The sequence below is a fragment of the Streptomyces sp. NPDC050485 genome, from assembly GCF_044458185.1.
Classification (GTDB): Bacteria; Actinomycetota; Actinomycetes; order Streptomycetales; family Streptomycetaceae; genus Streptomyces.
This window is the reverse complement of record NZ_JBITHR010000003.1, coordinates 65,822-88,381: the sequence shown is the minus strand read 5'-3', so window position 1 is coordinate 88,381 and position 22,560 is coordinate 65,822. Positions and strand designations below refer to the sequence as shown.

The 22,560-nt window shown below is 72.8% G+C and carries 20 protein-coding genes; 6 read left to right on the top strand and 14 right to left on the bottom strand.

What is annotated here, in order from left to right; translation table 11 throughout:
• Positions 1 to 28: 28 nt before the first annotated feature.
• Both ACIBK6_RS07000 and ACIBK6_RS06995 read right to left on the bottom strand, forming a co-directional pair.
• Positions 29 to 847, bottom strand: a complete 819-nt coding sequence (locus tag ACIBK6_RS07000) for a MerR family transcriptional regulator (RefSeq protein WP_399049466.1) — start codon at positions 845 to 847, stop codon at positions 29 to 31.
• 45 nt (positions 848 to 892) lie between these two features.
• Positions 893 to 2,278: an MFS transporter gene (locus ACIBK6_RS06995; protein ID WP_399049464.1), complete on the bottom strand. Its 1,386-nt coding sequence runs from the start codon at positions 2,276 to 2,278 to the stop codon at positions 893 to 895.
• Positions 2,279 to 2,348: 70 nt separating this feature from the next.
• Between ACIBK6_RS06995 and ACIBK6_RS06990 the strand changes: the two genes are divergently transcribed.
• The 3 genes from ACIBK6_RS06990 to ACIBK6_RS06980 all read left to right on the top strand — a co-directional run bounded on the left by ACIBK6_RS06990 (position 2,349) and on the right by ACIBK6_RS06980 (position 5,228).
• Positions 2,349 to 3,308 carry a GlxA family transcriptional regulator gene (locus ACIBK6_RS06990; RefSeq protein WP_399049463.1) on the top strand — a complete coding sequence of 320 codons (960 nt, stop codon included), beginning with the start codon at positions 2,349 to 2,351 and terminating at the stop codon, positions 3,306 to 3,308.
• Positions 3,309 to 3,387: 79 nt separating this feature from the next.
• Complete coding sequence (locus ACIBK6_RS06985; protein ID WP_399049462.1) at positions 3,388 to 4,092, top strand: DsbA family oxidoreductase; 705 nt, start codon at positions 3,388 to 3,390, stop codon at positions 4,090 to 4,092.
• Positions 4,093 to 4,178: 86 nt separating this feature from the next.
• On the top strand, positions 4,179 to 5,228 hold the full coding sequence (locus ACIBK6_RS06980) for an aminotransferase class V-fold PLP-dependent enzyme (protein WP_399049461.1): 1,050 nt from the start codon (positions 4,179 to 4,181) through the stop codon (positions 5,226 to 5,228).
• Positions 5,229 to 5,289: 61 nt separating this feature from the next.
• Here the strand turns inward: ACIBK6_RS06980 and ACIBK6_RS06975 are convergent, their stop codons facing one another.
• From ACIBK6_RS06975 to ACIBK6_RS06950, 6 genes are all read right to left on the bottom strand, one after another.
• Entirely contained in the window at positions 5,290 to 5,952 is a 663-nt protein-coding gene (locus ACIBK6_RS06975; protein ID WP_399049460.1) for a hypothetical protein, read from the bottom strand.
• 214 nt (positions 5,953 to 6,166) lie between these two features.
• Positions 6,167 to 7,027 (bottom strand): ectoine hydroxylase, encoded by an 861-nt coding sequence (gene thpD, locus ACIBK6_RS06970; RefSeq protein WP_399049459.1) that lies wholly within the window; start codon positions 7,025 to 7,027, stop codon positions 6,167 to 6,169.
• Between the two features lie 2 nt (positions 7,028 to 7,029).
• Positions 7,030 to 7,434, bottom strand: a complete 405-nt coding sequence (locus ACIBK6_RS06965; RefSeq protein ID WP_399049458.1) for an ectoine synthase — start codon at positions 7,432 to 7,434, stop codon at positions 7,030 to 7,032.
• Positions 7,435 to 7,480: 46 nt separating this feature from the next.
• Complete coding sequence (gene ectB / locus ACIBK6_RS06960) at positions 7,481 to 8,749, bottom strand: diaminobutyrate--2-oxoglutarate transaminase (RefSeq protein WP_399049456.1); 1,269 nt, start codon at positions 8,747 to 8,749, stop codon at positions 7,481 to 7,483.
• Positions 8,746 to 9,267: a diaminobutyrate acetyltransferase gene (gene ectA, locus ACIBK6_RS06955; protein ID WP_399049455.1), complete on the bottom strand. Its 522-nt coding sequence runs from the start codon at positions 9,265 to 9,267 to the stop codon at positions 8,746 to 8,748. The genes ectB and ectA overlap by 4 nt, the downstream gene beginning before the upstream one ends.
• Before the next feature lie 326 nt (positions 9,268 to 9,593).
• On the bottom strand, positions 9,594 to 10,691 hold the full coding sequence (locus ACIBK6_RS06950; RefSeq protein ID WP_399049454.1) for a pyridoxal-phosphate-dependent aminotransferase family protein: 1,098 nt from the start codon (positions 10,689 to 10,691) through the stop codon (positions 9,594 to 9,596).
• A 78-nt stretch (positions 10,692 to 10,769) separates the two neighbouring features.
• On the opposite strand from ACIBK6_RS06950, the gene ACIBK6_RS06945 reads away from it, so the two are divergent.
• Complete coding sequence (locus ACIBK6_RS06945; protein WP_399049453.1) at positions 10,770 to 11,855, top strand: amidohydrolase family protein; 1,086 nt, start codon at positions 10,770 to 10,772, stop codon at positions 11,853 to 11,855.
• 395 nt (positions 11,856 to 12,250) lie between these two features.
• Positions 12,251 to 13,234 carry an SCO1860 family LAETG-anchored protein gene (locus tag ACIBK6_RS06940; RefSeq protein ID WP_399049451.1) on the top strand — a complete coding sequence of 328 codons (984 nt, stop codon included), beginning with the start codon at positions 12,251 to 12,253 and terminating at the stop codon, positions 13,232 to 13,234.
• Positions 13,235 to 13,438: 204 nt separating this feature from the next.
• Here ACIBK6_RS06940 and cobC read toward each other — a convergent pair whose 3' ends face one another.
• On the bottom strand, positions 13,439 to 15,079 hold the full coding sequence (gene cobC / locus ACIBK6_RS06935; RefSeq protein WP_399049449.1) for an Rv2231c family pyridoxal phosphate-dependent protein CobC: 1,641 nt from the start codon (positions 15,077 to 15,079) through the stop codon (positions 13,439 to 13,441).
• 83 nt (positions 15,080 to 15,162) lie between these two features.
• Here cobC and ACIBK6_RS06930 point away from each other — a divergent pair, with 83 nt between their 5' ends.
• Complete coding sequence (locus ACIBK6_RS06930; RefSeq protein ID WP_399049448.1) at positions 15,163 to 15,885, top strand: ZIP family metal transporter; 723 nt, start codon at positions 15,163 to 15,165, stop codon at positions 15,883 to 15,885.
• A gap of 5 nt (positions 15,886 to 15,890) precedes the next feature.
• Here ACIBK6_RS06930 and ACIBK6_RS06925 read toward each other — a convergent pair whose 3' ends face one another.
• The 5 genes from ACIBK6_RS06925 to ACIBK6_RS06905 all read right to left on the bottom strand — a co-directional run bounded on the left by ACIBK6_RS06925 (position 15,891) and on the right by ACIBK6_RS06905 (position 22,488).
• Positions 15,891 to 17,333: a cobyrinate a,c-diamide synthase gene (locus ACIBK6_RS06925; protein ID WP_399049446.1), complete on the bottom strand. Its 1,443-nt coding sequence runs from the start codon at positions 17,331 to 17,333 to the stop codon at positions 15,891 to 15,893.
• Entirely contained in the window at positions 17,327 to 17,935 is a 609-nt protein-coding gene (gene cobO, locus ACIBK6_RS06920; RefSeq protein ID WP_399049444.1) for a cob(I)yrinic acid a,c-diamide adenosyltransferase, read from the bottom strand. Before cobO ends, ACIBK6_RS06925 begins: the two co-directional genes overlap by 7 nt.
• The gene (locus tag ACIBK6_RS06915; RefSeq protein ID WP_399049442.1) at positions 17,935 to 19,953 is read right to left on the bottom strand and encodes a putative cobaltochelatase; all 2,019 of its coding nucleotides are present in this window, start codon (positions 19,951 to 19,953) and stop codon (positions 17,935 to 17,937) included. The genes cobO and ACIBK6_RS06915 overlap by 1 nt, the downstream gene beginning before the upstream one ends.
• A 91-nt stretch (positions 19,954 to 20,044) precedes the next feature.
• Positions 20,045 to 21,550 (bottom strand): cobyric acid synthase, encoded by a 1,506-nt coding sequence (locus ACIBK6_RS06910; RefSeq protein ID WP_399049440.1) that lies wholly within the window; start codon positions 21,548 to 21,550, stop codon positions 20,045 to 20,047.
• Positions 21,532 to 22,488, bottom strand: coding sequence for a cobalamin biosynthesis protein (locus ACIBK6_RS06905; RefSeq protein WP_399049438.1), 957 nt, complete (start codon positions 22,486 to 22,488; stop codon positions 21,532 to 21,534). Before ACIBK6_RS06905 ends, ACIBK6_RS06910 begins: the two co-directional genes overlap by 19 nt.
• Between the last annotated feature and the right edge of the window lie 72 nt (positions 22,489 to 22,560).

The window sequence follows — 22,560 nt, the reverse complement described above, 5'->3', positions numbered from 1 at the left end:
GGCCCCGCGAAGGGCCCGGCCCAACGGCTCAGACGACCGGCTCCTGGAGCTCGGTCACCCAGGCGTCGACGTCCGCCGGGCACTCCAGCGTGACCTCCCTCGGGTAGCCCGCCGAGCGGTGGCCCTGCGCGTCGATCCACCGGGCCAGGACCTGCTCGGTCGTGAGCACCGCGTCCATCGAACCGCGGTGCACGACGGTCGCCGCCCGCTCGACGGCCGGCAGGTCGTGCACCCGCAGGCCGTCCAGCTCCTGCGGCGGGGCCGAGACCTGGACGCCCGCGTGCACGGTGATCGCGCCGCCGCCCTGCGGCGCGTCCTCGTAGTACGCGATGCCGGGGCCGGTCGGCGCGATTCCGGCCGCCTCCAGGCGCCGGAACAGCTCCTCGTACAGCGGCTGGATGACGGGGCTGATGTCCTGCGGCACGAAACTGGCCGCGGTGGCGGTCAGTTCGGCCACCCGGACCGCGGGCAGCTTCTTCAGTACGACGTCTTGTACGGGCATGGTGCCCTCACTCTCGATCGACCGGAGCCGCGCCTCGACCTGCACGAGCCGGGCCGCCGCTGCCGACATGGTCTCCTCCAGCTCGGCCCGCCGCAGCCGCAGCATGCCGCGCAGTTCCTCGGCGTCGAGCTTCTCGTCCAGGATCTCCTTGACCTGCTGGAGCGTGAAGCCGAGGTCCTTCAGCGCGATGACGCGGTTGAGGCGGGCGAGCTGGGCGGCGGTGTAGAAGCGGTAGCCGGTGGCGGGGTCGACATGGGCGGGGCGCAGCAGTCCGGTCGCGTCGTAGTGACGCAGCATGCGGACCGATACGCGGCCGTGCCGGGCGAAGTCTCCGATGGTGAACATGACGTCTCCGAGTTCACTGCCTGACACGGTGTGAGGGTCAAGAATCTACTTCTCGGCCGGCCGCAGTCGCAGCGTGGCCAGGGCCGACAGGGCGAACAGGGCCGCCGCGACCAGCAGGCTGGTGCGCAGACCGGGCACGAAGCCGCCGCCGCCCGCGACCAGGGTGCCGAACACCGCGATGCTCAGGGCGCCCGCGACCTGCCGGCCGGCGTTGAGCACTCCGGCCGCCAGGCCCGCCCGCTCCTGGGGCAGCGCCTCCATCATCGCGGCGGTCAGCGCGGGCACCGAGATCCCGCAGCCGAGCGCCAGCGGAACCATCAGGAACGCGGCGAGCAGCGTCGGGGTGTGCTCGTCGGCGAGCAGCAGCGCCAACAGGCCGACCAGGGCGAGGAGTTGGCCGATCAGCATGGGGACGCGCGGCCCGAAGCGGTTCGACAGCTTTCCGGAGAGCACGTTGACCACCGGGATCAGCGCCGTCATCGGCAGGAACATCAGGCCGGCCGTCAGCGCGGACTCGCCGCGCACCCGCTGGAAGTAGAGGCTGAAGGCGAAGATCACCCCGTAGAAGGCGACGCTGGCCGCGGCGCCCGCGCCGATGGCGACCACCACGGTCCGGCTGCGGAACAGGCCGAGCGGCACCACCGGGTGCGCCACCCGTCGCTCGATCAGCCAGAACGCGACCCCGGCGGCCAGCGCCACCGCGCCCGCCACGATCCGTACCGTGCCCTGCTCGATCACCGCGAAGGCGAGCGCGGCGAGCGCGACGACGGCCGCCAGCTGGCCCGGCAGGTCGAGCGGCGCGGGACGGCGCTCGGTGCGCGGGGCGCGGGCGGTCAGGGCGAGGGCCGCGATACCCAGCGGCAGGTTGATGAAGAAGATCCCGCGCCAGTCCCAGACCGTGGTCAGCGCGCCGCCCGCGACCGGGCCGAGCGCCACCGCGACCGAACCCCCGGCGGCCCACAGCGCCACCGCCTTGGCTCGCCGGGCGGGGTCCGGATACGCCTGCCGTACGAGGGCGAGCGAGGCGGGCAGCACCACCGCGGCCGCCACGCCCTGCACGACCCGGGCACCGATCAGCACGCCCAGGTCCGGGGCGAGGCCGCAGGCCGCCGAGGCGAGGGTGAAGACGACCGTGCCGAGCGCGTACGCCTTCGCCGAGCCGATCCGGTCGGCGAAGGCGCCCGTCGAGAGCATCAGTGCGGCGAAGGCCAGCGTGTAGGCGTCCACCACCCACTGGAGGCCGGACATGCCGCCGCCGAGGTCGCCGCCGATCGCGGGCAGCGCCACGTTCACCACGGAGGCGTCCAGGGTGATCAGCGCGAAGCCGAGCAGGGCGGCGGCGAGGGTGAGGGCGGGGGAGGCCCCGCGCGGCGGCCTCGGGGTCAACTGGCGGTCGGCGGGCGCGGCTTGGAGTGTGGCGTTCGGTGACATGCCCCCAGCTTGGCGAGTGGAGGCCGCGTACAGTAGTGGCCTGAATGCCATACGTCCGGAGGTTCTGGCCATGTCGCTGCACCGGGTCGCCGTCATCGCGCCCTCGCCCGTCTCGATGTTCAACCTCGCCATCCCCGAGCTGCTGTTCAGCAAGGTCGAGATCGACGGCGGGCCCGGTTACGAGGTGGTGGTCTGCACCCCGGAACCCGGCCCGATCGCCACGACCGGCGGACTCGACCTGTACGTGGGCCGGGGCCTGGAGGCGGTCGAAGGCGCCGACACCGTACTGGTCGCCGGGACCGGCCAGCGCTACGTACCCGATCCGCGCACGGTGGCCGCGGTCCGCCGGGCCGCCGCCGAGGGCGTGCGCATCGCGTCGATCTGCAGCGGCGCCTTCGTGCTCGCCGAGGCCGGACTGCTCGACGGGCGCAGCGCCACCACGTACTGGGAACTCGCCGAGGAGCTGCGCAGGCGCTACCCCTCGCTCGACCTCAAGGGCGACGTCCTGTACGTCCAGGACGGCAATGTCATGACCTCGTCCGGGTACGCCGCCGGGATCGACCTGTGCCTGCACATCATCCGCACCGACTACGGCGCCGCCGTCGCCAACAAGGTGGCCCGGCAGGCGCTGGTCGCACCGGTGCGGCCGGGCGGGCAGACCCAGTTCACCCAGACTCCGCTGCCCGCCGAGCGCGGGGTGGTCTGCGCGGACACCCGGGGCTGGGCGATGAGCAACCTCGACAAGCCGCTCACCCTCACCGACCTGGCCCGGCACGCGGGCGTCAGTGTGCGCACCCTGACCCGGCGCTTCCACGCCGAGAGCGGGGTCAGCCCGCTCCAGTGGCTGCTGCACCAGCGCATCGAGCGGGCAAAGGAGCTCCTGGAGACGACCACGCTCGCCATGGACCAGGTCGCCGAGGCGAGCGGCCTGGGCAGCGCGGACTCCCTGCGCGGCCACCTGGTGCGGCGCACCGGTCTCACGCCGAGCGCCTACCGGGCCACCTTCAGCAGGCTGGCCGCGGCGGCCTGACCCCGGGGAATGCTCCCGGTCCGGCACGTGTTGTCCAGAACGAAAACGTACGGTGTTCAACAAATCTGAGAGAAGTGACATGCGCGTCGAGATCTGGAGCGACATCGCCTGCCCGTGGTGCTACATCGGCAAGGCCCGCTTCGAGAAGGGCCTGGCGGAGTTCGCCCACCACGACGAGATCGAGGTGGTCCACCGCTCCTTCGAGCTCGACCCGAACCGAGCCAAGGGCGACATCGGCCCGGTGATCCCGATGCTCGCGAAGAAGTACGGCCGGACCCTCGAAGAGGCCCGCGAGATGGAGGCGCACGTCGCCTCCAACGCGCACGCCGAGGGCCTGGGCTACCTGGCTGACGGTCGCGACCACGGCAACACCTTCGACATCCACCGCCTCCTGCACCTCGCCAAGGCGCGCGGCCGCCAGAGCGAGCTGCTCGACCTCGCCTACCGGGCCAACTTCGCCGAGGAGCGCTCCGTCTTCGACGCCGAGGTCCTGGTGGAGCTCGCGGTCGAGGCCGGTCTGGACGCGGACGAGGTGCGCGGGGTCCTCGGCGACGCGGACGCCTACGCCGACGAGGTGCGCGCCGACGAGCGCGAGGCGGCCGAGCTTGGCGCCAACGCCGTCCCGTTCTTCGTGCTCGACCGCACGTACGGCATCTCCGGCGGCCAGCCCGCCGAGGTCTTCACGCAGGCTCTGGAACAGGCCTGGCGGTCGCACACCCCGGTCCTGAAGACGATCGAGGGCGACGCCGAGGCCTGCGGACCCGAGGGCTGCGAAGTCCGCTGACCCGGCCCCTCGCATAAGCGCCACTTGGGGGTGCCGGTTACTTTTTGTCAATTGACTTGGGGTTGCCGGGGATTCAGGGTGGAGCCATGGAACTGGACCCCCTCGCGCGCGGCGAGTTCGCGCCGCAGACCACCTACCTCAACACGGCGAGCACCGGGCTGCTGCCCGCCCGCACCGTGGCGGCCATGGGCGAAGCCGTGGCCGCCTCGGCGGCCGGACGGCCGACCGACATGTTCGGTGACGTGGAGGCGGCCCGCGCGACCTACGCCCGGCTCGCCGGTGTCCCCGTGCGCCGGGTCGCGGCCGGTGCGTCCGTCGCCGTCTACACCGGCCTCGTCGCCGCCTCGCTGCCGCAGGGCGCCGAAGTCCTCGTCGCCGAGGCCGACTTCAGCTCCGTGGTGAACCCGTTCCACATGCGCCGCGACCTGAAGGTGCGCACCGCCGCGCTGGAGAGCCTCGCCGAAGCGGTCCGGCCGGGCACCGCGCTGGTCGCGGTCAGCGCGGTCCAGTCCGCCGACGGCCGGATCGCCGACCTCGCCGCGATCCGCGAGGCCGCCCGCGCCCACGGCGCCCGGACGCTGGTCGACGTCTCCCAGGGCGCGGGCTGGTACCCGGTCGACGCCGACGCGTACGACTACACCGTGACCGTCGGCTTCAAGTGGCTGACCGCCCCGCGCGGCGTCGCCTTCCTCACCGTCCCCGACGACCTCGGCGGGCTGAACCCCCTGTTCGCCGGCTGGGTGGCAGGCGAGCGTCCCTGGGACAGCTGCTACGGCCCCGTCGAGGAACTCGCCCACTCCGCGCGGCGGTTCGACGAGAGCCCCGCGCTCCTCTCGTACACCGGGGCCCGGCACTCCCTCGCGCTGATCGAGGAACTGGGCACGGAACGCATCCGCGCCCACAACACGGCGCTCGCCGACCGCTTCCGCGCCGGGCTGGCCCCGCTGGGGCACGAGCCGGTGGCCGCGCCCGGCTCGGCGATCGTCTCGGTGCCGGGACTCGGTCACCGCCAGGAGGAGTTGAGCCGCGCCGGACTCGAACTCTCCAACCGCGCGGGCAACTTGCGCGCGGCCTTCCACTTCTACAGCTCGGCCGACGACGTGGACCGGCTGCTGGAGCTGCTGCGGGCGCACTGAGCGGGGTCGCGGGCGCGCGAGACGCCGGGAGCCGTCGCCGGGAGCGTCGTCCGCAATGCAGTCAGCGGGCGGCCGCGCCCTGGCCGAGCGGTTCGCCGTACCAGCGCCACCGCTCCGGGCGGGGCCGCCCCGGCAGGTCCGCCCGGCCGGTGGCCCACCGCAGCACCCGCCAGCGGTCCTGGTCGGCCGGTACGTCCCGGAAGAGCCGGGCGAGCACCCGGTCGCACAGGCCGCCGGGCGGGGCCCAGGCAAGTCCGAGCCCCTGGGCCACGTCGTGCGTGTGCAGCAGGGTCTCCACGATCCCCATCGCTCCGAAGCCCTCGGGGTCCGAGACGCCGAAGCTGTGGTGGGCTCGTACCTCCGGCGAGGTCGTGCGCACCATCGCGGTGAGCAGGGCGCCGCTCGCCTCCAGGGTCTGGAGGAGTCCGGCGGGACCGGCGGCGCGGTCGGCGTGCACCGCGTTGCGGGGGCCGCCGGGACGTTTCGCCTCCCACAGGTACGGCACCTCGCCGTCGAGCGGCGGCTGCGCGGGGCCCAGCTGCACGGCGTACGCGAAGAGGTCGTCCGAGAGGTGCTCGACGGTCTCCCAGCAGTCCCACTCCAGCGGGCCGGCCTTCACACTCCAGTCCGCGGTGAGCCCGGCCCGCAGCGCGGTGACGGACAGCCGCACGGCGTGCTCGACATCGGCGCCGGTGACGGGAGTCCGTGAAGATTCATCAGCCATGGGGGCGACCGTACCAACGATCTCTGCGCGAATGATCAATGAGGTTGTGATCGTTGTGCGAACGCTCAGCGATGGGCCGACGGGGCGGCGGACGGGCGGGAGTTGCCCGCCCGCCAGCCACCCCTCGGGGCCGCTTACCGCACCGGCGTGAAGTCCCGCGCCCCGATGCTGTGTCTCCCGGGGGACGACCCCCGGACCCCCGGCCGGGGGCGGCTCACCGCACCGGCGCGAAGTCCCGCGCCCCGACGAATTCCGGGCGGCGGATCGGGGCGGCGAAGGGCTCTACCGCCGCGTTCTCCACGCTGTTGAAGACGATGAAGACGTTGCTGCGCGGATACGGGGTGATGTTGTCCCCGGAGCCGTGCATCGCGTTGCAGTCGAACCAGGTCGCCGAGCCCGCCCGGCCGGTGAACAGCCGGATGCCGTGCCGGTCGGCCATCTTCGTGAGCGCCTCGTCGGACGGCGTCCCCGCGTCCTGCATCTGAAGCGACTTCTTGTAGTTGTCCTTCGGGGTGGCGCCCGCGCAGCCGAGGAAGTCCCGGTGCGAGCCGGGCATGATCATCAGGCCGCCGTTGGTGTCGTGGTTCTCGGTCAGCGCGATCGAGACCGAGACCGTCCGCATCCGCGGCAGGCCGTCCTCCGCGTGCCAGGTCTCGAAGTCAGAGTGCCAGTAGAAGCCCGAGGCGCCGAAGCCCGGCTTGACGTTGATCCGGGACTGGTGGACGTACACCTCGGAGCCCAGGATCCGGCGGGCCGTGCCCACGACCCGCTCGTCGCACACCAGTTGGGCGAAGAGCTCGCTGATCCGGTGCACCTCGAAGACCGAACGCACGGACTGCGACTGCGGCTCGATGATCGACCGCGCATCTGCACGTACGGAAGGATCGGCGATCAATCGCTCAAGTTCCGAGCGGTAGACCGCGACTTCGTCGTCCGTGAGCAGTTGGTCGATCGCGAGGAAGCCGTCCCGGTCGTACGATTCGAGCCCGGCGGCCGGTCCCCAGACGACCGGGTCCTGGCGGGGGGTGATCACCTCGGCGGTGCCACGCGTGGGGTACAGATCCTGGGCGGTCATGGTCAGCCCTCCTCGGGTTCGGTCAACAGGGGGTAGACGCCGTTCTCGTCGTGGTCCTCCCGTCCGGTGACGGGCGGATTGAAGACGCAGACACAGCGGAAGTCGGTCTTGGGGCGCAGGGTGTGGCGCTCGTGGCCGTCGAGGAGGTACATCGTGCCGGGCGCGATCCAGTGGGTCTCGCCGGTCTCCTCGTTGGTGAGCTCGGCCTCGCCCTCGACGCACAGCACCGCCTCGATGTGGTTGGCGTACCACATGGCCGTCTCGGTGCCCGCGTACAGCACGGTCTCGTGCAGGGAGAAGCCGACCTTCTCCTTCGCGAGGACGATCCGCTTGCTCTCCCAGGTGCCGGAGGCGGCCTTGACATGGCGGTCGGTGTTCTCGATGTCCTTGAACGATCGGACAATCACGGTGAGTTGGTGCCTTTCTGTATACGTCGGTGAACCGGGCGATCGGTCAGACGGTCGCGGCGACCGCGCGGGCCAGCGTCCGCAGCCCCTCGTCCAGTTCCTCGGGCGTGATGGTCAGCGGCGGCAGCAGCTTGACCACCTCGCTCCGGGGCCCCGAGGTCTCCAGGAGCAGCCCCAGCTCGAAGGCGCGGGCGCAGACCTCGGAGGCGCGGGCCGGGTCGGCGAACTCCAGGCCCCACACCAGGCCCCGGCCCCGGTAGCTCGCGCCCAGCCGGACGTGTTCGGCGCACAGCGCGAGCAGCGCCTGCTCGACCTGCTCGCCGCGCGCCAGGGTGTGCTTCTCCATCTGCCCGTCGGCCCAGTACGCGTCGAGCGCGGCGGTCGCGGTGACGAACGCCGGGTTGTTGCCGCGGAAGGTGCCGTTGTGCTCGCCCGGCTCCCACACGTCGAGCTCGCCCTTGAACAGGCACAGCGACATGGGCAGGCCGTAGCCGCTGATCGACTTGGAGACGGTGACGATGTCCGGCACGATGCCCGCCCCCTCGAAGGAGAAGAACGCGCCGGTGCGGCCGCAGCCCATCTGGATGTCGTCGACGATGAGCAGCATGTCGCGGCGCCGGCACAGATCGGCGAGCGCGCGCAGCCACTCGGCGCGGGCCACGTTGATGCCGCCCTCGCCCTGCACGGTTTCCACGATCACGGCCGCCGGCTTGTTGAGCCCGGAGCCCTGGTCCTCCAACAGCCGCTCGAACCACAGGAAGTCGGGCACCCGGCCGTCGAGGTAGTTGTCGAACGGCATCGGCGTGCCATGCACGAGCGGGATCCCGGCGCCGGCCCGCTTGAAGGCGTTGCCCGTCACCGCGAGCGAGCCGAGCGACATGCCGTGGAAGGCGTTGGTGAAGGAGACGATCGACTCGCGGCCCTTCACTTTGCGGGCCAGCTTCAGCGCGGACTCGACGGCGTTGGTGCCGGTCGGGCCGGGGAACATCACCTTGTACGGCAGGTCGCGCGGCCGCAGGATCACGTTCTGGAAGGTCTCCAGGAACGCGCGTTTCGCGGTGGTCGCCATGTCCAGGCCGTGCGTGATGCCGTCCCGCTCGATGTAGTCGATCAACGCCCGTTTCAGTACGGGGTTGTTGTGGCCGTAGTTGAGTGAGCCGGCCCCGGCGAAGAAGTCCAGGTAGCTGTGGCCGTCCTCGTCGGTGAGGCGGGCACCCTGCGCACGGTCGAACACGGCGGGCCAGCCGCGGCAGTAGCTGCGCACCTCCGATTCGAGCGACTCGAAGACACTGAGGGCCGGCGGGGTGATGGTCACAGCGATTCTCCCTGGGGGTGGAGGGGGCCGATGCGGTAGAGGACCTCGGGCTGGTGCCCGTCGTCGGGGAACAGCCCCGCATCGAAGAGGAGTTCACGACTGAGCACGGCGCCGCGCCGCTCGGCGTACGAGGTGAAGAGCCGGTCGGAAGGAGTGTTGTCCGGCGACACCGTCGTTTCGACCCGGGTGATCCCGTGCGAGGCGGTCACCTTCGCGGTCAGCGCTTCGAGCAGCAGTCCCGCAAGCCCCCGGCCCCGGTGGGCGCGGTCGACGGCGACCTGCCAGACCACGAGGGTGTCCGGCCGCTCGGGCCGTACGTAGCCGGTGACGAACGCGATCGGCTCACCGGCGCCGTCCCGGGCCACCACGGAGGTCCGGGCGAAGTCGCGGCACCAGAGCAGATAACTGTACGAGGAGTTGAGGTCGAGCACCTCGGAGTCACGCGCGATGCGCCAGATCGCGGCTCCGTCCTCCACTCGTGGGCTTTCGATAGGGACTGCTGTTTGCGCGGCGGTCATGCCGAGGGAATTTACCGACCGGAAATTGAAATCGCATTCCCGCCAGGGGGTGTGCCCGGAGGGTATCTGTGTTATCACGCGAGCATGCGCGCGAACCGAAATTTCCCGGTATTACCGGGCAAAAGGGCGGGATTGTGGAGTCGATCACACCCCGGTGAGCGTCCCGGAATCTTGATGAAACGTATGCGTTTGAGGTCGGGGAGCCGGGGCAGAAGAAAACGGGAAGCTGCGTTGGATAAGCAGCTTCCCGTTGTATGGATTCGTTGTGCGGAATGTTTTATGGAATTCGGTCGCTCTTTACGTGGCGGAGGACTGCCGGAAAAGTCTCACCAGGTTTCGGAAACGGCCTTGCGGGCAGCTTCCAGGTCCACCGAGATCCCGTACTCGCCGAGCGCCGCCCCCAGCGCCGCCAGCGAGGACTGGACCGCGCCGCGGGCGGCGTCCACGCCGTAGTGGTTGACCCGGACCATCGTCGCGGACAGCGCGCCGCCGCCCGCGATGACCGGCAGCGAGGGGTCCGAGGCGAGCGCCTTCGCGACCAGATCGCGGGCGTCAACTCCCGCCGGAACACGGAGAGTCGTGGCCACCGGGGCGGCGTCGGAGGCCTCGTGGACGTACGGGGCGAGCCCGCCGCCGAGCGCGAGCGCACCCGCCCGGGTCGCGGCGGCGGCCGAGGCGTGCCGGGCCATCACGGCATCCAGGCCCTCGGACTCGATGCGCTCCACACAGGCATCGAGGGCCAGCATCTCCAACTGTGCGGGCGCGTGCAGCAGGGCCTTGCGACCGCCGTCGATCCAGCGCTGCTTCCAGTCCAGGAGCGAGAGGTAGGAGCGGCGCGGCGCCTCGGGGTTGGCGGCGATCCGCTCCCAGGCGCGGGCGCTGACCGAGACGGCCGAGACACCGGCCGGGCCGCCCATCGCCTTCTGCGCGCCGATCACGCACAGGTCCACCCCCCAGGCGTCCGGGAGCAGCGGCTCGGCGGCCACCGAGGCCACCGCGTCCAGCATGAACAGGGCGCCGTGCCGGCGCACGACCTCGCCGATCTCCGCGACCGGGTTCGTATTGCCGGTCGCCGCCTCCGCGTGAACGAGCGAAACGAAATCGATCTCCGGGTGCTCGGTGAGCGATTGATCGATCTGCTCCGCGGTGACCGCCGTGTGGAACGGCACCTCCAGATCGATCACCTTGGCCCCGCAGTCGCGCAGCCAGTTGCCGAAGGTCTGCCCGTACGGACCGGTCACGACGTTGAGCGCGGTGGAGCCGGGGTGAGCGGCGCCCCGGATGCAGCCCTCCAGGGGGAGCAGTGCCTCGCCCTGCATGATCACCACGTCCTGCTCGGTGGCGAGCAGGGCGGCCACCCGTCGCTCGATCGCCGCGAAATGGTCGGCGGTCAGCGGGGCCAGGTCCAGGAGCGGGTGCGTCACGGGGGTGCCTTCTTCGGTCACGTCGGTGTTCTTGAGCCTCTGGATCGAGGGTACCCAGCGCCTCGTACAGTGCTGACCATGAGCGATCGCGCGGTGCTGCATGTGAAGGGGCGCGTCCTTGCCGGACCCGAGGACGTACGGGACGAGTTGTGGGCGGTCGACGGGCGGATCACCTACGAGCGGCCCCCGGGCGAAGCCCTCACCCTGACCGGCTGGGTGCTGCCGGGTCTGGTCGACGCGCACTGCCACGTCGGCCTCGACCGGCACGGCCCGGTGCCGGACGAGGTGAGCGAGAAGCAGGCCCTCACCGACCGCGACGCCGGGACCCTGCTGGTCCGCGACGCGGGCTCGCCATCGGACACCCGCTGGATCGACGACCGCGAGGACCTGCCGAAGATCATCCGGGCCGGCCGGCACATCGCCCGCACCCGCCGCTACATCCGCAACTACGCCCACGAGATCGAGCCCGGCGACCTCGTCGCGTACGTCGCCCGGGAGGCGCGGCGCGGCGACGGCTGGGTCAAGCTGGTCGGCGACTGGATCGACCGGGACGCCGGCGACCTGACCGCGTGCTGGCCGCGCGGCGAGGTCGAGGCCGCGATCGCCGAGGCCCACCGGCTTGGCGCCCGGGTCACCGCGCACTGCTTCGCGGAGGACTCCCTCAGGGACCTGGTCGAGGCGGGCATCGACTGCGTCGAGCACGCCACCGGCCTGACCGAGGACACGATCCCGCTGTTCGCCGAGCGCGGTGTCGCGATCGTCCCGACGCTGGTCAACATCGCCACGTTCCCGCATCTCGCCGACGGCGGTGAGGCCAAGTTCCCCAACTGGTCCGCCCATCTGCGGCGGTTGTACGAGCGCCGCTACGACACGGTGCGCGCGGCGTACGACGCCGGGGTGCCCGTCTTCGTCGGTACGGACGCGGGCGGCTCGCTGGCCCACGGCCTGGTCGCCGCCGAGGTCGCCGAACTCGTCAAGGCGGGCATCCCGGCGCTCGACGCGCTCTCCGCGACGGCCTGGGGCGCGCGGTCCTGGCTGGGGCGCCCGGGCCTGGAAGAGGGCGCCCCGGCGGACCTCGTCGTCTACGACCAGGACCCGCGCGCGGATGTCCGGGCGCTCGCGGCGCCGAGCCGGATCGTGCTCAACGGACGCGTCGTGGGCTGACGCCCGGTACGCCGGGGGCCGCCAACTCGGTCTGCGGTGCGGTCGCTTGGCGACAGCTGGACCGCCGTCATGCCTCGCCCGGTTGACCGGACGTTACGTGTGGCGTGAGTGGGTCGTTAGAGCACTCTGTGCGTACGCCGGGGTGGTGGGGCGGCGTAGGGGGTGCGGGGCGGTGACGGGGGTGACAGTTGGGCGCTCCCGCGCCAGAAGAATCGAATGCAGGCGCGGAAACCATCCTTTGGGGTGAACTCACGGCAGGCTACTGCCAGTTCACTCTCCGTGCGTAAAGATTCCGGTGTCTCAAGTCACCGGCGCGCCCCACGATTCGCAGGAGTCCCACGAGTCCCCGTGGCGGGCGCCCGGACAGCCATGTCTCCTGTGGGGGTTCCACCACTTTGAACAGCAACAACTTCCGCCTGCCCGCGCACGGTCCGGCCGCCCGTCGTCCCGCCGGCCGCCGCTCCGCCGCGATCGCGGCCTGTGTGGCGCTCGCCGCCGGGCCGCTGCTGCTCGCCGCGCCCGCGCGGGCGACCGGCGGACCCGGCGACGGCGGCGGCCGGGCGAGCGCCGTCGTGCTGCGCACCGGGCTCGACGTCTCCCTGCTCGACAAGGCGGTCGACGTACCGCTCAAGGCCACGCTCAACGAGGTGCAGGCGCCGGCCGGGGCCGAGCAGACCGCGCTGACCGTGAAACTGGACGGGGTGAGCGGCGGTCAGCCCGTCAATGTGCTGAAGGCGGACGTCGCCACGGCCAGGGCGAGCGCCGACGCCAAGAGGGCGGAGGGCTCCACCCGGCTCGTGAACGCCCGGCTGCATGTGCCGGGGCTGCCGCTGCTCTCCCTCGTGGAGGTCGGCGAGGTGACCTCCAGCGCGGTCTGCGAGGCGGGCCGGGCGCCGGTCGCCAAGTCGAATGTGCTGGGTGCGGTGACCGTGCTCGGCCGGAAGGTCACCCTGTCCTCGGGCGGCACGACGCGGGTGCGGGTGCCCGGGGTCGGCGAGGTCATCCTCGACCTGTCGAAGACCACGACCGCCTCGCGCACCGCCGCGGCCGTCGCTCTTCAGCTGAAGGTGTCGGTCAACCCGCTCCATCTGAACGTCGCCGACGTCAAGGGCGAGGTCACCCTCGCCGAGGCGACCTGCGAAACGCCCGAGCCGCCCGAACAGCCCGGACAGGGCGGCACCACGGTGGCCAAGGGCGACCCGGCGAAGGCTCCGGCCGGTACGGATGTGAAGACGCAGAGCGTCGCGGCGGACACCAAACTGGCGCAGACGGGCGGGAGTTCGGCCACCCCGTACCTCGTCGGCGGGGCCGCGGTCCTGCTCGTGGGCGGTGCGGGCGCGCTGGTCCTGAGCCGGGGGCGCGGCAACCGGTCCGATTGAGCACGGAGCACTGAGCGTTCCGCGGGGAAGCGTGGGGAGTTGTCGGCTGCGGGCTGTGCGTGGCTGGTCGCGCAGTTCCCCGCGCCCCTTCAGGGCGTGGTGCCGCAGCGGACTTCCACAAGACCGCTTAGCGGGGGCTGGAGGGGGCGGGCGGTGCGAGGGATGCGCGCCGCTCGCCCCGCGTGCGTATGTCCGCCGCGCTCCTCAGTGCTTGTCGAGGGCCAAGGCCTGGTCGAGGGCCTGGAGGAAGCGGTTGGTGGTGGGGCGGTCGCGTACCGCGAGGCGCAGCCACTCGGGTCCGAGGCCCGGGAACGTGTCGCCGCGCCGGACCGCGAAGCCGAGGCCGCGCAGCCGCTCCCTGACCTCCGCCGCGCCCTCGACGCGTATGAGGACGAACGGACCCTCGGCCGGTTCCACCGCCAGCACCTCGTCGAACTCCCCGAGGCCCGCGAGGAGATGAGCCCGGTCTCCGGCGATCCGCACCGCGGCCGCCTCGGCCTCCGCCAGCGCGCGGGGCTCCACGCAGGCACCGGCCGCGACGAGCGCCGGGGTCGACACCGGCCACAGCGGCTGGGCCCGCTGGAGCGCGGCGACCGTCCCGGGGTCGGCCAGTACGTACCCGATCCGAAGCCCGGCGAGCCCCCACGTCTTGGTCAGGCTGCGCAGCACCACAAGGCCGGGGAGGTCGGTCCGGCCCGCGAGAGCCTCGCGCTCGCCCGGCACCGCGTCCATGAACGCCTCGTCCACCACCAACGTCCGCCCAGGGCAGGCGAGTTGGGCCAGGGTGCGGGCGGGGTGCAGTACGGAGGTGGGGTTCGTCGGGTTGCCGACCACCACCAGGTCCGCTTCCTCCGGGACGGCCGCGGGATCAAGCCGGAAGCCGTCCTCGGCCCGCAGCAGCACCCGCCGTACCTCGTGCCCGGCATCGCGCAGCGCGGCCTCGGGCTCGGTGAACTGCGGGTGCACGACGACGGGGTGACGGTACGTCAGGGCGCGGGCCAGCAGGACGAAGGCCTCCGCGGCGCCCGCCGTGAGGAGCACCCGCTCCGCGTCGAGCCCGTGCCGCGCCGCCACCGCCGCGCGCGCCGCCCGGCCGTCCGGGTAGGCGGCCAGTCCGGTCAGCGACCCGGCGATCCGCTCCCGCAGCCAGGCCGGGGGAGTGCCGGTGCGGACATTGACCGCCAGATCGGTCAACTCGCCCCCGTCGTCCCGGACTTCGGCGTCACCGTGGTGCCGCAGATCGTGGTGGGGTTGCGGTTCGGGGTCCCCGAGGTGCCGGGAATCGTGCTGGGCCTCGGGGCCCCCGTGGTGGCCCGGACCGTACGGGGCCTCGGTCGCGGGTACGGGCATGGCTTCCTCGCTGCTGGTGGGGGGCCCGTCGCGGCCGTCGGCGTACGGCGATGCGGGGGCGCGGCGTCGCACGATCGCGCAGGTCGCCATCGCGGCCCGGCCCCCGGGGCTCGACTTCCGCTTGGGGACGAGCAGTTCGCCGCCCCCGGCCAGCGCGGCGGCCTCCGCCACGGAACGGGTTCCGACGGCGGCCAGTACCGCGTCCGACCCGTGCGGCACCCGGACCGCCGCGAGCTCGTCGGCGGCGTACGAGACGATCGGCACCCCGAGCTTCGCCGCCGCCCCGAGGATCCCCGGCTCCCGCGCCTTTCCCGCCACGGTGGCCAGCTCGGCCACGGCGGACCCGGCGAGGCCCGCGGCCGTGAGCGCGGCCTCGACCAGCCCCAGCACCTCGTCGGCGGAGACACCCGTCGAGGCGCCGACCCCCACGACGAGAAGGGCCCCCGCGTCCTGCGGGGCGGGGGCGGCCTTGCCGCGGGTGGCGTCGTCGGCCATGGCGGGGTTCCCTAAGAATGGTTGGCGGTCCGGGACGGGGAGTGGACATGCGGAGTACGGGCCGGGTCGGTTAGCAAGGGCGCATGGCGGTAATCGTCGCGCTCGGCGCGTTCCTGATGACCCTGGTGGGCGGCTGGACCGCCCAGCGGGTCACCGACCGGCGCCACCTCGTGCTCGGGCTCGCGGGCGGTCTGATGCTCGGCGTGGTCGGGCTCGACCTGCTGCCGGAGGCCCTGAACGCGGCCGGTGAGGACGTGTTCGGCGTGCCGCGGGCGCTGCTTCTGTTCGTCGGCGGCTTCCTCTTCGCACATGTCGTGGAGCGGGTGCTCGCGGTCCGCCAGGCCGCCCACGGAGCGGGCAACGAAAGGGTTCCCCAGGTGGGCCTCACGGCCGCGTCCGCGATGGTCGGGCACAGCCTGATGGATGGCATCGCGCTCGGCGCGGCCTTCCAGGTGGGCGGCGGCATGGGCGCTGCCGTGGCTCTCGCCGTGATCACCCACGACTTCGCCGACGGCTTCAACACGTACACGATCACCAGCCTGTACGGGAACGAGAAGCGCAAGGCGGTGGCGATGCTGGTCGCCGACGCGGTGGCCCCGATGCTGGGCGCCGCGTCCACCCTGCTGTTCACCCTTCCGGAGCAGCTGCTCGGCAGCTATCTGGGCTTCTTCGGCGGCGTGCTCCTGTACCTGGCCGCCGCCGAGATCCTCTCCGAGGCCCACCACGAGCACCCCGCCCTGTCGACGCTGCTGTGCACCGTCGCGGGCGTGGGGTTCATCTGGCTGGTGGTGGGCATGGCGGGCTGAGCGCGTCATCTGGCGCAGCCCTCGGCGAAGCGGCGGGCCACCTCGGGGCGGGCCGCCCAGTGCGTGTGCAGATAGCTCGCGTGCACACCCTGCTGTACGAAGCCCTCGACCCGGCGCTCCGGGTGCACCAGACCCCAGGCGGGGGTGGCGCCGGCGCCGGGCTCGATGACGGTGCGGTGGAACTCGTGGCCGCGCAGCCGGGTTCCGGCGGCGGCCAGGCTGTTGTCCTGCACCGCCACGGCCTCGCGGTAGCCCAGGGTGAGGCGGCCCGACATCCGCGCGTCGGCGTCGAGCACGCCGCACATGGGCTGCCCGTCCAGGGACCTCGCGAGGTAGAGCAGTCCCGCGCATTCGGCGGCCACGGGGGCGCCGCTCCGGGCGAGTTCCGCGACGGCCTTCCTGAGCGGTTCGTTGGCCGACAGCTCGGCGGCGTACATCTCGGGGAAACCGCCGCCTATGACCAACCCTGCGGTGTTGGGCGGCAGTTCCTCGTCCCGGAGCGGGTCGAAGGTGACCACCTCTGCGCCGGCGGCGGTGAGCAGTTCGGGATGCTCGGCGTAGGAGAAGGTGAACGCGGGTCCGCCGGCCATGGCGACGATGGGCCGCTGCGCGGAGCTTTTCCCCACCCCGCCCCTTCCCGAACTGGGGGCTCTGCCCCCAGACCCCCAGTCCTCAAACGCCGGACGGGCTTGATTTCGGCTGAGGTCCGCGGAGACTCCCAGCCCGTCGGCCGGGTCCCACGCGGTCACCCCCAGCGGCGGTGCCGACCGGGCCAGTGCGAGCAGGGCCTCCAGGTCGCAGCCCGCCCGCACCTGCTCCGCCATCGCCGCCACCGCGGCCACCGCATCCGCCCGCCGTTCGGCGACCGGCACCAGGCCCAAGTGCCGGGAGGGCGAGGCGACTTGGGGAGCGCGGCGCAGGGCGCCGAGGACCGGCACCCCGACCTCCTCCATCGCCTCGCGCAGCAGCGCCTCGTGACGGTCCGAGCCCAGCTTGTTGAGGATCACGCCGCCGATCCGCACCTGCGGGTCCCACGACGCGAAGCCGTGCACCAGGGCCGCCACCGACCGCGACTGCGAGGACGCGTCCACGACCAGCACCACCGGCGCCCGCAGCAGCTTCGCCACCTGCGCGGTGGAGGCAAGTTCACCCTGCCCGGCGGCGCCGTCGTACAGGCCCATCACGCCTTCGATCACGGCGAGGTCGCAGCCGCGCGAGCCGTGTGCGAACAGCGGGCCCATCAGCTCGGGCCCGCACATGTACGCGTCGAGGTTGCGGCCGACCCGGCCCGTGGCGAGCGCATGGTACCCGGGGTCGATGTAGTCGGGCCCGACCTTGTGCGGTGACACGGCGAGCCCGGCGGAGCTGAACGCGGCCATGAGCCCCGTCGAGACCGTGGTCTTCCCACTGCTCGACGCGGGCGCCGCGATGACGAGACGTGCTACCACTCGATGCCCCGCTGGCCCTTCTGGCCGGCGTCCATCGGATGCTTGACCTTGGACATGTCCGTCACCAGGTCCGCGAAGTCCACCAGGTGCTGCGGCGCGTTGCGGCCCGTGATGACCACGTGCTGGGTGCCGGGGCGGTCCCGCAGCACCGAGACCACCTCCTCGACGTCGACCCAGCCCCAGTGCAGCAGATAGGCGAACTCGTCGAGCACGTAGAACGTGTACGTCTCGGCCGCCAGGTCGCGCTTGACCTGCTCCCAGCCCTCGCGGGCCTTGTCCTCGTGGCTGGGCTCGCCCTCGGCGGGCTCCCGTTGGATCCAGGACCAGCCCTCGCCCATCTTGTGCCAGTCCACCCGGCCGCCCTCGCCGGACGCCCCGAGCACCTTCAGCGCGTTCTCCTCGCCGACCTTCCACTTCGCCGACTTCACGAACTGGAACACCCCGACCGGCCAGCCCTGGTTCCAGGCGCGCAGCGCCATCCCGAACGCGGCCGTCGACTTCCCCTTGCCGACGCCCGTGTGCACCATGACCAGCGGCCGGTTGCGGCGCTGACGAGTCGTCAGACCGTCCTCGGGTACGACACTGACCTGTCCCTGCGGCATTAAGCGGCCCTCCTCGATGTTCCCTGTACGTCCTTGACGAGACCGGCGATGGAATCCGCGCGCAGCTCATCCAGCGTGACCGCGCTCCCGCCGAGCTCGCGCGCCAGCTCCCCGGCGAGCCCGAGCCGGACCATCCCCGACTCGCAGTCCACGACCACGGACGCGGTGCCCTCGGCGGCGTGCAGCCGGGCGGCCCGCGCGCCGAGCGCCACCGGCTCGGGGCCGCCGGTCGCCCGGCCGTCGGTGACGACCACGAGCAGCGGCCGCCGCGACGGGTCGCGCAGCCGCTCCACGCGCAGCACGTCATGGGCCTTCAGGAGCCCGGCCGCCAGCGGGGTGCGGCCGCCGGTGGGCAGCGATTCGAGCCGGGCCGCCGCCGCGTCCACCGACGAGGTGGGCGGCAGCGCCACCTCGGCGTCCTTGCCGCGGAAGGTGATCAGACCGACCTTGTCGCGCCGCTGGTAGGCGTCGAGCAGTAGCGAGAGCACCGCGCCCTTGACCGCGCTCATCCGCTGCCGGGCCGCCATCGACCCGGACGCGTCCACCACGAACAGCACCAGGTTGCCCTCGCGGCCCTCGCGGGTGGCCTGGCGCAGATCGTCCCGCCGCACCACGAGACCGCGGCCCGAACGGCCGCGCGCCCGCTGGTGGGGGGCCGCGGCCTGCACGGTCGCCGCCAAGTGCAGCTTGGTGAGGGCCCCTTGGGGCCGCCGCGAACCGGTCGTCCTGCCGTGGTCGGTACGGGCCCGCGAGCGGCGGCCCGCCGCGCCCTCGCCGAGACCGGGCACACTCAGCATCTTCGTACGGAACGGCTCGGCGGCCTTGACCGCGGCCCGCTCGCCGGGGCCGCCGGGGGCGGGGGAGCCGGCCGCCTCCGGAGCCTCGGCGGCCTCCGGGGCCTCGGCCGGGTTCTCGGGGGAGTCGCCCTGCGGCGGGATGCCACCGCCCCCGCCGGGACCGCCCGGTCCTTCGGGGCCCGGATCCGGATCGTCGTCACCCTCGGTCTCGTCCTTGAACTGCTCCAGGGTCTCGTCGAGCTTGTCCTGGTCAAGTCCCGGCGCGTCGAAGGGGTTTCGCCTGCGCCGGTGCGGCAGCGCGAGCAGCGCGGCCTGCCGCACGTCCTCGGACGTCACGTCCGTACGCCCGTCCCAGGCGGCCAGCGCGGTCGCGGTCCGCGCCATGACGATGTCGGCGCGCATCCCGTCCACCTCGAACGCCGCGCAGGTGGCGGCGATCTGCAGCAGCACCGCGTCCCCGAGCACGACGGAGGGCAGGAGTTCGCGCGCGGTCACGATCCGGGCCCGCAGCTCGCCCTCCTCGCCGGCCCAGCGCGCGGCGAACGCGGCCGGGTCGTCGTCGTACGCCAGCCGGCGCCGCACCACCTCCACCCGCTGCCCGGGCTCGCGGGAGGCGGCGACCTCGACGGTCAGGCCGAACCGGTCGAGCAACTGCGGCCGCAGCTCGCCCTCTTCGGGGTTCATCGTCCCCACGAGCAGGAACCGCGCGGCGTGCCGTACGGAGACGCCTTCGCGCTCGACGTACGAGGACCCCATGGCGGCGGCGTCGAGCAGCAGGTCGATGAGGTGGTCGTGCAGGAGGTTGACCTCGTCCACGTACAGGATGCCGCGGTGGGCGTCCGCGAGCAGGCCCGGCTCGAAGGCCTTCACGCCCTCGCCGAGGGCGCGCTCGATGTCGAGGGCGCCCACCAGGCGGTCCTCGGAGGCGCCCACCGGGAGCTCGACCATGCGCGCGGCGCGGGCGGCGCCCGGTCCGGCCTCGTGCGGCCCGTCCGGGCACTGCGCGTCGGGTGCGTCGGGGTCGCAGCTGAAGCGGCAGCCCGCCACCACCGCCACCTCGGGCAGCAGATCCGCGAGGGCCCGGACGGCCGTGCTCTTCGCGGTGCCCTTCTCGCCCCGGACGAGGACACCGCCCACGGCCGGGCTGACGGCGTTCAGGAGCAGCGCAAGGCGCAGGTCGTCCATGCCGACGACGGCGGTGAACGGATACCGGGTGCTCATGTGCTGATCACTCCTTCGAGGGGCGGTCGATCGTTGCCGGCGGGGCCGGGCAGGGGGTGCGGCAGGCTCTCGCCGGCTCTGCGGGGCGCGCTCACGGCGCCCCCGGCGGGATGAACGGCAGCCCGGCGGGCGGGCCCTGCTCGATCAGCCTCAACAGGGCGTCGGTGTCCGCGTGTTCTTCGATCAGGTCGCCGAGCCGGTCCAGCTGTTCCTCGCGCAGCGCGCCGAACGACGTGTCGGGGGCGGGCACGAACCGGCGGCCCGCGGCCTGGGCGACCTGCTCAAGGAACCGGCGCCGGAACCCGTCGCTCTCCAGCGAGCCGTGCCAGTGCGTGCCCCAGACCGCGCCCACCCGGCAACCGTCCAAGAAGGCTTCCCCGCCCAGGACTTGGGCGACGCCGTGGTGGATCTCGTACCCCTCCACCTGCTCGCCGAAGGCCTCGCCGACGGGCCTCGCGAGCGTCTTCTCGGCGGCGAACCGCACCCGTACGGGCAGCAGGCCGAGGCCCGCCACCGAGCCCGCCTTCGACTCGACCTCGTCCTCGATGTGTTCGCCGAGCAGCTGGAAACCGCCGCAGATTCCGAGCACCGGGCGCCCCTCGGCCGCCCTGCGCACCAGCTCTGCCGCCAGCCCCCGCTCCCTCAGCCACTCCAACGCGCGGACCGTGCCGCGCGTTCCCGGCACCACCACCAGGTCCGCGTCGGCGAGTTCCTCGGGCCGGTCCACGAAGCGGACGACCACGCCGGGTTCGGCGGCGAGCGCGTCGACGTCCGTGAAGTTGGACATCAGCGGCACCGCGCACACCGCGATGCGCAGCACGTCCTCGCCGACCGGCGGCGCCACGACCGATTCGCGCACCGCCCCGCGCATCGACACCCTGAGGCCGTCCTCCTCGTCGATGCCGAGGCCGTGGGCGTACGGCAGGATCCCGTAGGTGGGCCGGCCGGTGAGGCCGCGCAGCATCTCGATGCCGGGCTCAAGCAGGGACACATCGCCCCGGAACTTGTTGACGACGTACCCGGCGATCAGCGCCTGGTCCTCGGGGCTCAGTAGCGCCGTCGTCCCGAAGAACGAGGCGAACACCCCGCCCCGGTCGATGTCGCCGACCACGACCACGGGCAGCCGCGCGGCCCGCGCGATACCCATGTTGACGATGTCGGTCCGCCGCAGATTGATCTCGGCCGGGCTGCCCGCCCCCTCGCAGATCACGGCGTCATACGTGCCCCGAAGCTCCTCCAGGCACTCCAGGACGGTGCCGAGCAGTGCCTGTTGCCTGCCTCCGTGGTAGCCGCGGGCGCTCAACTCGCCCACGGGCCTGCCCATCAGCACTACCTGGCTCGAACGGTCGCTCCCCGGCTTGAGCAGCACCGGGTTCATGACCGCGCTCGGCTCCACGCGCGCCGCCTGCGCCTGCATCGCCTGCGCCCGCCCGATCTCCGCGCCCCCGCGTGTGACGAACGAGTTCAGCGACATGTTCTGCCCCTTGAAGGGCGCGACCTTGACGCCCTGGCGCACCAGCCAGCGGCAGATCCCGGCCGTGACGACGCTTTTGCCCGCGTCGGAGGTCGTGCCCGCGATCAGCAGCCCGCCACCCATGTACGTCCCTTCCTCACAGCGGCCCTCGTGGCGACGGCGGCGGCCAGCGTCAGCCAGCCCACCCGGCGCGAGAGCCGTACCGCCCGCTCGATGTCCGCGACTTCGACGGCCCGCCCGGATGCGTTCAGGACCGGCCGGTGCTCGACGCGCCCTCCGTAGGAGAGCGTGCCGCCCAGGCGTACGCCGAGGGCCCCCGCGAACGAGGCCTCGACCGGGCCCGCGTTGGGGCTCGGGTGCCGGGCGGCATCGGCGCGCCAGGCCCGTATGGCGCCCCTCGTGTCCGGCCCGGCGAGCACAGCGAGGACGGCGGTGAGCCGGGCGCCCGGCCAGCCCGCGACATCGTCCAGGCGCGCCGAAGCCCAGCCGTACCTGCGGTACTTGGCCGATTTGTGCCCGACCATCGCGTCCAGGGTGTTGACCGCCCGGAACCCCACGAGCCCGGGCACTCCGGCCAGCGCGCCCCACACCAGGGCGCCGACCACCGCGTCCGAGGTGTTCTCGGCGACCGACTCCACGACGGCCCTGGCCATCCCGTCCGCGTCCAGGGACTGCGGGTCGCGCCCGCACAGGTGCGGCAGCCGCTCCCGGGCCACCTCCACATCGCCCGCGGCCAGCGCGCCGCCGATGGCCCGCGCCTCGCGGCCCAGCGAAGTGCCGCCCAGCACCATCCAGGTGGCGGCGGCGGTCAGCGCGGCGGCCGCGGCGGGACGGTCTCGTACGGCGCGGGAAAGGAGGGCAGCGGCGCCCGCGGCGCCGCCCGCGCACACGACGGTGTGCAGCGCGCCCCACCCGCGGTGGTCGCGCCACAGCACGCGCTCGACGGCGCCGGCCGCCCGCCCGAACGCGGCGACCGGATGCCCACGGCGCGGATCGCCGAGCAGGAGGTCGCCGAGGAGTCCGGCCGTGGCGCCGTACGCGAAGCTGCGATCGGCCCGCACGGGCTCAGCCCGCCAGGCCGTCGCGTGGAACTGCGGTGATTCTCAACAGGCAGGCGCGCATGGCGGTATGTC

Excerpts from the sequence above, each read along its gene's own strand:
- ACIBK6_RS06915 (WP_399049442.1), bottom strand. The coding sequence starts at position 19,953 with ATGAGCACCCGGTATCCGTTCACCGCCGTCGTCGGCATGGACGACCTG.
- ACIBK6_RS07000 (WP_399049466.1), bottom strand. The coding sequence starts at position 847 with ATGTTCACCATCGGAGACTTCGCCCGGCACGGCCGCGTATCGGTCCGC.
- ACIBK6_RS06990 (WP_399049463.1), top strand. The coding sequence starts at position 2,349 with ATGTCGCTGCACCGGGTCGCCGTCATCGCGCCCTCGCCCGTCTCGATG.
- thpD (WP_399049459.1), bottom strand. The coding sequence starts at position 7,027 with ATGACCGCCCAGGATCTGTACCCCACGCGTGGCACCGCCGAGGTGATC.
- cobC (WP_399049449.1), bottom strand. The coding sequence starts at position 15,079 with ATGGCCGACGACGCCACCCGCGGCAAGGCCGCCCCCGCCCCGCAGGAC.
- ACIBK6_RS06985 (WP_399049462.1), top strand. The coding sequence starts at position 3,388 with ATGCGCGTCGAGATCTGGAGCGACATCGCCTGCCCGTGGTGCTACATC.
- ACIBK6_RS06995 (WP_399049464.1), bottom strand. The coding sequence starts at position 2,278 with ATGTCACCGAACGCCACACTCCAAGCCGCGCCCGCCGACCGCCAGTTG.
- ectA (WP_399049455.1), bottom strand. The coding sequence starts at position 9,267 with ATGACCGCCGCGCAAACAGCAGTCCCTATCGAAAGCCCACGAGTGGAG.
- ACIBK6_RS06945 (WP_399049453.1), top strand. The coding sequence starts at position 10,770 with ATGAGCGATCGCGCGGTGCTGCATGTGAAGGGGCGCGTCCTTGCCGGA.
- ACIBK6_RS06910 (WP_399049440.1), bottom strand. The coding sequence starts at position 21,550 with ATGGGTGGCGGGCTGCTGATCGCGGGCACGACCTCCGACGCGGGCAAA.
- ACIBK6_RS06930 (WP_399049448.1), top strand. The coding sequence starts at position 15,163 with ATGGCGGTAATCGTCGCGCTCGGCGCGTTCCTGATGACCCTGGTGGGC.
- cobO (WP_399049444.1), bottom strand. The coding sequence starts at position 17,935 with ATGCCGCAGGGACAGGTCAGTGTCGTACCCGAGGACGGTCTGACGACT.
- ACIBK6_RS06975 (WP_399049460.1), bottom strand. The coding sequence starts at position 5,952 with ATGGCTGATGAATCTTCACGGACTCCCGTCACCGGCGCCGATGTCGAG.
- ACIBK6_RS06980 (WP_399049461.1), top strand. The coding sequence starts at position 4,179 with ATGGAACTGGACCCCCTCGCGCGCGGCGAGTTCGCGCCGCAGACCACC.